Source organism: Herpetosiphon llansteffanensis (assembly GCF_003205875.1).
GTDB classification, from domain to species: Bacteria; Chloroflexota; Chloroflexia; order Chloroflexales; family Herpetosiphonaceae; genus Herpetosiphon; species Herpetosiphon llansteffanensis.
The window spans coordinates 120,473-131,884 of sequence record NZ_PUBZ01000054.1 but is presented as its reverse complement, the minus strand read 5'-3'; the positions used below and the strand labels follow the sequence as shown (position 1 = coordinate 131,884).

Here is an 11,412-nt window from a genome sequence, read left to right as displayed (position 1 = left end):
CATTGTCGGGATGTAAGCACCGGTCGTCCCCACACCATCACGTGGAAACTCCCTGCCTTTCGGACGCTTGACTATGAACGGGTTGTCGTCCCATTGCCCGTTCTTGGGCCGGATGTCATGCAGTAAGGGCCGCTGCTGGGCATCGGCTATCAAAGGAAGGGTTGGTGATGGAAAATACGTTCTTTGATTTTGCTCAAGCTCTTGTAACCTATTCTTGAGCAAAATCAAACGTTGTATTTGCGGGCAGCGTTTGCGCGAATTGTTTAATCAATTGGCGAACCTCGGCAACATTGGCTGGGTTTCGCACGTAAAAAGCCATTTCTTTGTAGGCTACTGAAATCGTCGGTATATCGATATTAAGTTCGCCTATTTTAATCCACTCACTAGGAATATAGCCTTTAAACCATTCGTCATAAATCATAATCAGATCAACGTTATAGCGATCTGCCATTTGATTCATCCATCCAGGGGTTCGTGATTTGCGATAATCAACCACATCAATATTAGATAAACCAAATAAATCTAATGTGTAGTTATGATTCATATACGAAACAAGCCCAATATCATTGACTCCAACATTTTTATTGTAATAGTTATCAGTAAATCGTGCTATTTGATAAGACTGTGCATATATACTATTCGCAAACATCGGTGTATAGACTACACAATGGATGTAATCTAAGTATCCAATTAGAAATCCTGATGCTAATATAATAACTATCAGATATTTTCTTGTATTATTGATTGTTTCTGAAATAAACTTATTGTACAAATATATAAATGCAATAAGCGCATAAACAATCATATAACTTTCATAGCGATAAAATGATTTAAAGGTCGTTCCAAACAACAACTGGAGGATAATAGATGCGCTAATGGTAACGATAAATAGCATATGCGATTTTTGACGTAATTTTAATGCAATTAAAATTAATATACTAAATAAGAAAAGCCAAGTTGGTGCCTGCATAGAGTTGGTAAGATTTATTAGAAATATTTCAAGTGAAGTTTTGTTTGAAAAATAAGAACCTTTAATAATAACTGATGTTGGGAGATAATTTAACCCAAGGCTATGCAGAAAATATGAGAAAGCTGCTAAAGCTGAAATTATTGTAGATAGACTAAGCAATGATAGTTTCTTATAGCCTTTGAAAAAAATAAACATTAATGATGGAATACAGATTGAAAGATTTTCGTAGCGAACTAGTGAATGGAATATGATTACTATTATTAATGATTTATTTAATTTATTATTGATTTCTAGATCAATTAAATTGTAAATAATAAAGACTGAAAGAAATATTTGCAGAACGTGTTCCATTCCTGACCAAATTAAAGTAGATACTGCGGTGGTTACAATAAATATTACGCTGATAAATATTTTTTTAGCAGAGCTAATACTGTTGTGGAAAATTAAATCGATTATTTTATGAATAAAAAATAAGGTACATACTCCAAAACCAATATTAAGCAGCAAGGGTATATACTCATAGAATGGTAAGCGCGCAAATGGTGCTAGAAGAAATGGCCAGATAATACTGGATGATGGCGCTGATGGCTCAACCAGATTAATGCCATAATGACCATGCGCAATATTGCGGGCTAAGCTCAGATGAATATACGGGTCGTCAAGAATATAGGTCAATTTGCCATCATTAAGCAGATAAATGGCTATACCTTGGATGAACAGAATCAGTCCAAGAATGAGATACGGTATCGCGGTATGACAAGCCACTACGCGTTGCATAATTCCTCATTTCCCTGCGCAATGCTGCGCTTACAAACGTGTACTTCGATAGATTGGGCTTGGTTGATTAAGGTCTAATGGTATCGCTACATGATGGATTGATCCGCCTATGCCCGATGGAGCTGGATGCTACTCGAGCATAGGCGGATTTGGCGATTCTGCGGCGTGAGTAAGCGAAGACCGAATGCTGCTTCTCACTCAGCTGAAAGCTTAACGCAGCTATTCTGGCTCAAACTGAAACACTGTGTTTGCGGGCAGTGTTTGGCTGAATTGCTTGAGTAATTGGCGAACTTCGGCAACATTGGCGGGGTTGCGCACGTAAAATGCAACCTCACCATGCGCAGCGGCACTAATGGTTAGATCTGTTTTAAGTTCACCGATTTTAATCCAATTATTAGGACGATGAAGGAGAAACCATTGGTCATAAATCATAATGAGATCAACATTATATTTATCTGTTATTGTGTTCATCCATCCAGGTTGCCTTGTTTTACGATAATCAATAACCTCCATATTGGATAAACCAAATACATCTAAGGTATATTCATTATCCATATAGGAAACAAGTCCGAGATCATTGACTCCGATATTTTTATTATAATATTGAGCACTAAATAGCGCCATTTGATATTGTTGACTATAAATGCTATGAGACATCATTGGAGTGTAAGATATATAAGTGAAATAATTGAAATAATTAATAAAAATTATTGTTAATATTAGCGAAAAAAGGTATTTTCTGAAGCTATTAAGTGAATTTGAGACAAATTCTTTATATAAAAATATCCAGGCAATGATTGCATAAATAACCATATATGATTCATAGCGGTAATATGTACTTAAGAATGAACCAGAAATTACTTGTAATAGGATCGACATAGAGACTGTTACGATAAAATAGATATTGGTTTTTTGTCGTAATTTAAGTAAAATCAAGCTCAATAGAGCAAGTAATAAATACCATGTTTTTATTTGAATCCCATACGATAAATTCTTGAGAACAACTTCAAACGAATTTCTATCTGTAAATTGTACACCTTTAATAATGACTGAGGTTGGCAGATAGCCCAACCCAAGACTATGCAAGAAATATGAGAACCCTGCGATTGGCACAAGCGTAAACACAAGGCCAAGCAAGGCTGCTCGCCGATAGCCCTTAAGAAAGATAAAGAGGAGCACTGGAATGGAGATGGCGAGGCTTTCATAGCGAACTAAGCCATTAATGATGACCGCAACCATTAATGATCGATTGAGTTTGTTGTTGATTTCCAAATCTAAGAGATTGTACAGAATGATCATAGCTAACAGGATTTGGAGCAGATGCTCCATTCCCGACCAAACTAAGGGACTGATACTCGCGAAGATGCCTAATACGGAGATTAAAAAGGCTTTTGCCCCAGGACTCAGCCGATCTTGGAAGATTAAGTTGATGGTTTTATGAATAACATAAAGAATGCCTACGCCAAAACCAATATTAAGCAGCAAGGGCACATATTCAAACAAGGGAAGTCGGGCAAAGATGGCGAGGATAAAGGGCCAAAGAATACTGGATGATGGCGCTGCTGGCTCAATCAGGTTGATGCCATAATGACCATGGGCAATATTGCGGGCTAAACTCAGATGAATATACGGGTCGTCAAGATTGTAGATGATTTTACCATCATTAAAGAGATAAATGGCTACACCTTGGATGAACAGAATTAGTCCAAGAATCAGGTAGGGGATGGCGGTGTGGATTGATTGGGTGGGCAGTACTCGTTTCATAATCCCTCAGTTCCATGCGGAATTCCGCGCCTATACATTTGTGTTAGGCTACTCCAAATGGAGCACAGCTTAATTGGGGCTGATTTAACACTAATCGCTACTATACCATAGGCGCTCTTGATTGCTTTATGGCCAAATAGTCACTAGTCGCGCTGTGCGTCGCCGGGTGCTGAAACTCCCGCTTGCGCCTGCTGATCGACGATAAATCGTGATACAATGCACAAAGATTGACTAAATCATCTGCAATGGAGCGTTATTGTGGCTGCAAAAATACCTGCAACCTTCGCCGATTTACGCGAATGGATCACGTTTTTGGAAAAACGCGGCGAATTGAAACGAATCAAAACGCCAGTTTCTTCAGACCTTGAAATTACCGAAATTACCGACCGCGTTTCAAAAATGAAGCAAGGTCAAGGTAATGTCGCATTATTATTTGAAAATGTGATTGGCTCGGATTTGCCAGTCTTGATTAATGCGGTTGGCACGGAGCAACGCATGGCTTGGGCCTTGGGCTTAGAAAAGCTCGACGATTTGCGCGCCCGCTTGGCCAGCGTCGTTAAGCCCGAAGTGCCCGATGGCGTTTTTGATAAGCTCAAAAAGGTCAGCGAGCTTTCCGAAATTGTGCGTTATCGGCCAAAAACTGTCGCCAGCGCTCCTTGCCAAGATATTGTTTGGACTGGCGACCAAATCGATTTGAATAAGTTGCCAATTCTTAAATGCTGGCCCGATGATGGTGGCCGCTATGTCACCTTGACCACTGTGATCTCCCGCGATCCAGTCAAAGGGATTCGCAATGTGGGGATGTATCGGGTGCAAGTGTACGACGAAAAAACTGTCGGCATGCACTGGCAAATTCACAAAGGCGGCACCGAACATCAACGCGAAGCACTGCGCAAAGGTGGGGTGAAATTGCCAGTTGCGGTCGCAATCGGCGGCGATTATGCCACGATCTACTCTGGTTCGGCTCCCTTGCCCCCAGGCATCGATGAAATTATGTTGGCTGGTTGGTTGCGTCGCGAACGAGTTGAGATGGTCAAGTGTAAAACCATCGATCTCGAAGTGCCAGCCAACGCCGAAATTATTCTTGAAGGCTATGTTGACCCCAGCGAAAGCCGCCTCGAAGGGCCATTTGGCGATCACACTGGCTACTATTCGCTGGCCGATCAATATCCCGTAATGCATCTGACCGCGATCACCATGCGCAAGGATGCGATTTATCCCACCACGATTGTTGGTTATCCACCACAAGAAGATTATTGGTTGGGCAAGGCGACCGAGCGCTTGTTCTTGCCATTGATGCAATTGGTCGTGCCCGAGGTGATTGATGTGAATATGCCAGCAGAAGGCACATTCCATAATCTGCTAGTGGTGAGCATTAAGAAAAAATACCCTGGCCAAGTGCGTAAAGTGATGTATGGGCTTTGGGGCTTGATGCTGATGTCGTTGACCAAATTTATTATCGTGGTCGATGATGATATTGATGTGCAGGATATGAACCAAGTGTTATTCCATGTCACATCGAATGTTGATCCGCAACGTGATACGGTGATTGTGGAAGGGCCGCTTGATGCGCTTGATCATTCAGCCGACCATTTTGCTTATGGCCACAAGATGGGGATTGATGCGACGCGCAAGCGCCAAGATATTGATCGCTTCCCACGCGAATGGCCGCAAGATATTCGCATGACCCAATCGATTGTTGATCGTGTGACCAAACGCTGGCGCGAATACGGCTTCTAAATTGCATTATTGATTAGGCGAACAGCGCCAACCATTGCGGTTGGCGCTGTTTTTTTTAATTCCATGCGACAACGATTTGGCCAAAAAATGTCGCATGGCTGTCGCATGGCCTTCGCTAAGGTGTAGCTGTGTCAATGGAGAATGACCCGCTATTCAATGGTGGAGGCCAGAATGGAAACGCACGCTTGGTATATGCAGCTTGTGGCAACAGTTGCCGAGGCTCAAGACTGGAATTTAACTGCTGAAGAACAGACTGAATTAGCTAAATTAGTTGCCTATTATAGCCAGCAAAGCGCTGTTGATAAGCAGCCGAAACTGAGCGACATGATCATCAATCTTTGGCATGATTATCCAACAGTTCAGCGTGCGCTTGATCCGCACCATCCACAACATGAGGAAGCCCAATATCAGCTCTATCAACAAATCAATCATTGTTTGAAGCAAATCCATGTTTTTGGGGTTGATGCCTTGTATCTTGATGAACGTTCGCCTGATCTTTGTGCCTATGCTGATCTGACCCAAAAATTGAGCCAATTTCGCTTTGAAGCGCGCTTGAGCACCTATATTTATCAGGTGACATGGCGCGCAGTGTTGCAATGGCGACGATCGACCAATGCCTTAAAGCGTGGTGGGGCTGGCTTTAATCGTCAACAAGCGTATGTTGCGGCCCAACAGGTGTACTACTTAAGCCAACCGCAACAGCAGCACGATCTTTTGCTTGAAGATATGTTGGTTGCGCCCGATCCGGCAGTTGATGATCTGGTGGAAGTGCGCCAATTGAAGCGTGAAATTTCGCATGTAGTGGTCAGTATGCATGATGATCCGTTGTATGCTGTGGCGCAACGGCTTTGGCATGAACTCTTGTTTGAGCAAACCAATATTTCGGCCTTGGCTGAAACCGAGGGCTTGGCTGCTGGAGCGTTATTCAATTTGCGTTCTCGGATCGGGCGACGCTGCCGCGACGTGGTTGAGCGTTGGTGTGTTGGTGTGGATGAATAAAAATTTGCCTAGATTGCGCCCTCGCTTTATGGTAAGATAACGCTGAAAGCTTGAATAGATAAGCCAGTGGCAAAGGCGCTGCTGGCTTTTAGCTAGTTCAAAACAAGGAGTATGGCCCCATGAGCAACGAGCGCGAACCGGTGTTGTTGAGTGCTGCGCGCACGCCAATTGGCAAGTTTGGCGGGAGCCTCGCTGATTTAACTGCGCCTCAACTCGGTGCGATTGCAATTAAGGCCGCATTGGAGCGAGCCGGGATCAATGGTGATGTTGTTGATGAAGTAATTATGGGCAATGTCGTTGGGGCAGGGCTAGGCCAAGCTCCAGCGCGCCAAGCTGCCTTGGGTGCTGGCGTACCCGATAGTGTCAGCGCCCTGACGATCAATAAAGTGTGTGGTTCGGGCTTGAAGGCCGTGATGTTGGCTGCGAGCATGATCAAAGCTGGCGATGCTGATTTGATTGTGGCTGGTGGCATGGAGAATATGTCGCGTGCGCCCTACCTGTTGCCCCAAGCGCGCTTTGGGTATCGGCTTGGCAATGGCGAAATTCAAGATTCAGTTGTGCATGATGGCCTGTGGTGTGCAGTTGAGCATCATCACATGGGCAACTCAGCAGAATGGGTGGCTGATGCGTGTGGCGTGAGCCGCGAGATGCAAGATGAATTTGCCTACAATTCGCATCGTAAAGCTGCTGCTGCAATTGCCCGTGGCTCGTTCAAAAACGAAATTGTGCCAGTGGAGCTGAAGAGCCGCAAAGGCACAACCATTTTTGATACTGATGAGCCAGTGCGTGCTGATAGCACAGTTGAAGCCTTGGCCAAACTCAAGCCCGCCTTCAAAGCTGATGGCAGTGTGACCGCTGGCAATGCGCCTGGGATTACTGATGGCGCTTCGGCCTTGGTGGTGGCAAGTATGGCCAAGGCTCAGCAATTGGGTGCTAAGCCATTAGCGCGCATCCTTGGCTATGCCCAAGCAGGCGTGAAGCCCTTGGAAATCTTCACTGCGCCAGCTTTTGCTGTGCGGCGTTTGCTTGAAGTAACCAACACCAGCCTAGCCGATTATGATTTGTATGAATTCAACGAAGCCTTTGCTGCTCAAGCTGTTGCCAACGGCCAAGATCTCAATATTGATTGGGAGCGACTGAATGTTAACGGCGGCGCGGTTGCCTTGGGTCACCCAATTGGTGCAAGCGGTGCTCGCGTTTTGACGACCTTGGTGTACGCCTTGCAAGAGCGTGGTGGCAAGCGTGGCTTGGCAACCCTATGTTTGGGTGGCGGCGAAGCTGTTGCTTTGGCAATCGAGTTGATCTAAGTCTGAGTGAGCGAGCAGGTTGATGACGGCAAAAAACAACCAGTATAAGGAGGAACAATGGGTACTGTTGAGTTGATCTCTACTTTGGATGAAGGCGTTCGTGAAGGTCGGATTACGCCCTATTTGGCCGATTTTATTGCAGCGCAAGCCCTGAACGTTTCAGCCGATGAAGTTGGCTTTAGCGAATGGGGCAGCCCCGACCACGACGTGCTATCCCGCGTTGGAGCAACCATCGAATCCCTTTCCCGTCATCAATAAACCAATCGCGGCGCTACCAAAACGTAGCGCCGCCTTGTTATTTATTGCCTGAAAAAGTTTGTGAACCTTGTCATTTGCAATTTTATTCAGGCTGTGCTATACTCTCACGCGTTGGGCCGGTAGCTCAGTGGTAGAGCATCGGACTTTTAATCCGCTGGTCGTGGGTTCGATCCCCACCCGGCTCACCAAGCGGGATTGTTGCAAACTTGCTACGAGTTCTAGAAATGGTTCTCGTGGCTGGTAGGCGACAATCCCTTTTTTTGTGCCCCAAACGGCTGCAATGAGTGATTGTAAAGCTACGCGCTTCTCGGCTAATGCCCCCTTCTGCTTAAATGTCCAACTAATTGATTCCAACAAATCGAAAGCCTGCTCCATGTTAAAGGATGCAGCTGGCTTTTGGCGTGGTGTTTGCGCTTGGGCCAACAACGCTGATTTGCGCTGCTCATATTCATCAGCCCGAATGTGATCGTTGAGAAATAAGCGCTTGAGTGCGGCAAGCTCGGCTTCAACATTGGGTGCTTCGGGTGCTGGTTGTTGGCGTGCGGACCACTGTTGCTGCGCAACCCGAAGAATGTCATGCTTCCAATCGCTGGGAAACGCCAAAGCATCGAGCACCGCAATCATATGCTGATCAATCACATCGTTGCGTACCATAGACATCGGGCATTGATTGTAGCGGTGTTGGCTGCACTCATAATACACAACGTTGGTTGTGCGCTTGTAGTGTTGCCACATGCGGCTGCCACATTGCTCACAAAATAAAATTTCGCTGAGTAGCCCACGGCCTTGGCTCACGGGTGTCCAACCGCGCTTTTGGCCGCGCCGATCAAGCAAGGTTTGTACCGCATCCCATGTCTTCTGATCAATCAGCGCTTCGTGTTGGCCAGCATAGGTTTGTCCTTTATAGCTCACTTTGCCAATATAGACTTGGTTACGCAGCATCGATGCAACGTTATCTTTGGTGTAGGGAACATAGCGCCCTTGCTGGGTATTCCAAACGCGCGCCCCCCGTTGATTCATGGCATCGGCGATGGTGCTGAAGCTATACAAACCTGTAGCATAGAGTGTAAACAGCATGCGTTGATGTTCGGCATCTACTGAAGGAATGAGTACGCCATGATCATTGCGTTGGTAGCCAGTTGGCACTGGGCCAGGTAGCTTGCCTGATTCCGCAGCTGCACGGCGGGCGCGTGCGACCCGTTCCCCTGTTAGCCGGCTATACAGTTCGGCCCCAGCCCCCAACATGGTGAGATTGAAACGGCCAGCGGCGGTATCCATCTCAATCGGCTCGGTAATTGAAATGAGTTGAATCCCCAGCGCGTGGAATTCATCAACCACCCGCAACTGGAGCGAAGTATTACGGGCGCAGCGGTCGAGTTTCCAAACTAAGACAACATCAAAGCATCGTGGTTTTTGAGCGGCATCTGCACGAAGCTGCATAAACGCGGGACGATCAGCATTGCGGCCACTCTTGCCAGCATCTTGATAGACCTGCACAACGTGCCAACCATGGCGTTGCGCATAGGCCTGACAATCACGCTCTTGGCTTGCAAGGCTGCTGTTTTCAGCTTGTTCACGGGTTGAAACCCGCGTATAGATAACGGCTCGCATGAATAATCCCTTCTACGCTGCTTTCGATTGAGGCGGTTGTGCAGATGATTGATCCGCTTCATGCTCTTTGTCAAGCATCAATGCAACCAACAAGGCTGCAAAGGCTTGAACAACGGTTTCACGTTGCCCATCGGCTTGGCCTCGTTCAATGGGTGTTGATAGTGCTTGCATTGCGACCTTCCCATAATGGAATAAGAATCGTTCGGGCGCGGACGGTGTTATCAGGAAAATCAATATAGCCACGGCGTTTGAGATCAATCAGGGAACGGCGGCATGGGCCGTATGGAATGCCAACAGCCGTAGCCAACTCTTGAATTGAAGCTTGTGGGCTTTTGGTAACAGCCGCCCATACTTTACGAACGAGGTGTTTATTCATGCGATTCATGCGGCCTTACCTCGTCGCTTGGCTAAGTTTAGCCGGCGATAATCAGCGATGCCCGTGAAGTCTAAGTGCTCAACCAGTGCAACGTCAGCCAAGCGGCTGGCAATGCGCCCATCAAAGCGCTTCATGTCTTCGTTGGTGGTAAACACCGTTGGTAGCTCGCGGTTATAGCGATGATTGATTAGCTGAAAGTGTTTTTCTTTGGCCCAGCTGGTAAGGTGCTCAGTACCAGCATCATCGAGCACGAGCAGGGGGACATTGCGAATGCGATCAAATCGCTGTTGAAACGATTCGCCTTGTTGGCCATCGAAGGTTTCGCGCAAGGCATCGAACAAATCAGGCACTACGAAAAACATGGCGCTTTTGCCGCTGGCAACGACAGCATGGGCAATCGCAGCAGCTAGATGGCTCTTGCCACAACCATATGGCCCCGAAAGTAATAGCCAGCCTTTGGGGTCACTGGCATAATCCAAACATGCCTGCGCCAGCGAGCCTACCTGTGGCAAACTCACAAAGGTTTCAAAGGTCTTATTAGCCACTAACGTTAAATCGCCATGATGGCTTGATGCTGTTGGTTTGCGACAGTCGCAAGGAATATACTCAATCGCCTTACGGGTTTTATCATCGCTATAGCGATAGCCGAGCACGCCACTATCTTGGCAACGCTCACAGGTGATCGTTTCTTCACGTTCCCAAATGTTGGTCATTGCGTCCTCCCCGCAGCCTCAACAAGGCGGTTGGCCAATGGCCCCCAGCGCTTGTAGATCATGTCAGTCCAATCGTCGTATTGGGCCTGAATTCGGCCATCAACCAGTTGGGCATATTGCAAGGCATCACGTTGATTTGAGGTCAGGCCTTGCCATTGCTCGGCCCCAATCCATTCAGGCCGCCGATCATCGTTGGTTGGTTCAGTTGGTGGTGCAGTTGCTGGCTCAGGATTAGTCAGGCGATGGTGAACGCCTGCCTTGAGGTCAATGGCAATTTGGGCGGCGGGGTAGTTTGGCCCAACATGGTCAAGATAGGCTTGAATTATTTCAAGCGGCTCATGGGCATGTTTCTTGGCAGTCCAAACTTGCCGATCCCGAAGTATCCGATAGGTTTCTGTGTGGTAGTTATTTTTTTGCTGCGTAGCAGGAGTAGTATTATTATTTCTTATTAATTGATTCTTGTTAATTAAACCATGCGACACTGGTGTCGCCTCTGACACGACACTGGTGTCGCCTCCGACGCGATCCTGATGTCGTGTCTGACACGACACTGGTGTCGCCTCTTCGACACGGGTGTCGCGTTGCTGGGATTCAAAGAGTTCATAAATATTGCCATGGCGGGTTTGAATTGAGGCCAACCAGCCATAGGTTTCAAGCTCCTTAAGCCAGCGCTGAATTGTGCGAATATGGGGTATTGTGTCCCCTTCAGCACATGCCTGGGCCAGGTCTTTTTGTTGGGGCCATGCAGCTTCTTCGTTTCCCGCATACGATGCAAGAATGCCCCAGAGTAACCGCGCACTGCGCGATAATCGCGAATCACGCAGGATGGTATGGGGGATCGCAGTCCACCCGTTGCGCCAGCGCACCTGAATACGATCAGATTGTGGTGCCATACAA

At 46.7% G+C, this 11,412-nt stretch carries 9 protein-coding genes, 1 tRNA gene and 1 pseudogene; 5 read left to right on the top strand and 6 right to left on the bottom strand.

The features are described from left to right. Positions 1-208 precede the first annotated feature (208 nt). Positions 209-1,747 (bottom strand): DUF8728 domain-containing protein, encoded by a 1,539-nt coding sequence (locus C5S61_RS03845; protein ID WP_110513788.1) that lies wholly within the window; start codon positions 1,745-1,747, stop codon positions 209-211. 219 nt (positions 1,748-1,966) lie between these two features. After that, on the bottom strand, positions 1,967-3,511 hold the full coding sequence (locus C5S61_RS03840; RefSeq protein WP_110513787.1) for a DUF8728 domain-containing protein: 1,545 nt from the start codon (positions 3,509-3,511) through the stop codon (positions 1,967-1,969). A 258-nt stretch (positions 3,512-3,769) separates the two neighbouring features. Between C5S61_RS03840 and C5S61_RS03835 the strand changes: the two genes are divergently transcribed. From C5S61_RS03835 to C5S61_RS03815, 5 genes are all read left to right on the top strand, one after another. Next, a complete protein-coding gene (locus tag C5S61_RS03835; RefSeq protein ID WP_110513786.1) occupies positions 3,770-5,251 on the top strand; it encodes a menaquinone biosynthesis decarboxylase in 1,482 nt (493 codons plus the stop codon). Between the two features lie 171 nt (positions 5,252-5,422). Next, positions 5,423-6,250: a hypothetical protein gene (locus C5S61_RS03830; protein ID WP_110513785.1), complete on the top strand. Its 828-nt coding sequence runs from the start codon at positions 5,423-5,425 to the stop codon at positions 6,248-6,250. 119 nt (positions 6,251-6,369) lie between these two features. Continuing rightward, the gene (locus tag C5S61_RS03825) at positions 6,370-7,557 is read left to right on the top strand and encodes a thiolase family protein (RefSeq protein WP_110513784.1); all 1,188 of its coding nucleotides are present in this window, start codon (positions 6,370-6,372) and stop codon (positions 7,555-7,557) included. A gap of 57 nt (positions 7,558-7,614) precedes the next feature. Next, a complete protein-coding gene (locus C5S61_RS03820; protein WP_110513783.1) occupies positions 7,615-7,815 on the top strand; it encodes a hypothetical protein in 201 nt (66 codons plus the stop codon). 113 nt (positions 7,816-7,928) lie between these two features. Continuing rightward, positions 7,929-8,003: transfer RNA gene (locus C5S61_RS03815), tRNA-Lys, on the top strand. A 433-nt stretch (positions 8,004-8,436) separates the two neighbouring features. Here the strand turns inward: C5S61_RS03815 and C5S61_RS27535 are convergent. The 4 genes and pseudogenes from C5S61_RS27535 to C5S61_RS03790 form a co-directional block, all read right to left on the bottom strand. After that, positions 8,437-9,426 (bottom strand): annotated as a pseudogene (locus tag C5S61_RS27535) (recombinase family protein); the annotation flags it as partial. Between the two features lie 145 nt (positions 9,427-9,571). Next, on the bottom strand, positions 9,572-9,811 hold the full coding sequence (locus C5S61_RS03800) for a winged helix-turn-helix domain-containing protein (protein ID WP_110513782.1): 240 nt from the start codon (positions 9,809-9,811) through the stop codon (positions 9,572-9,574). Further along, entirely contained in the window at positions 9,808-10,515 is a 708-nt protein-coding gene (locus tag C5S61_RS03795; RefSeq protein WP_110513781.1) for an ATP-binding protein, read from the bottom strand. Before C5S61_RS03795 ends, C5S61_RS03800 begins: the two co-directional genes overlap by 4 nt. After that, on the bottom strand, positions 10,512-11,408 hold the full coding sequence (locus C5S61_RS03790; protein ID WP_164689213.1) for a helix-turn-helix domain-containing protein: 897 nt from the start codon (positions 11,406-11,408) through the stop codon (positions 10,512-10,514). Before C5S61_RS03790 ends, C5S61_RS03795 begins: the two co-directional genes overlap by 4 nt. Between the last annotated feature and the right edge of the window lie 4 nt (positions 11,409-11,412).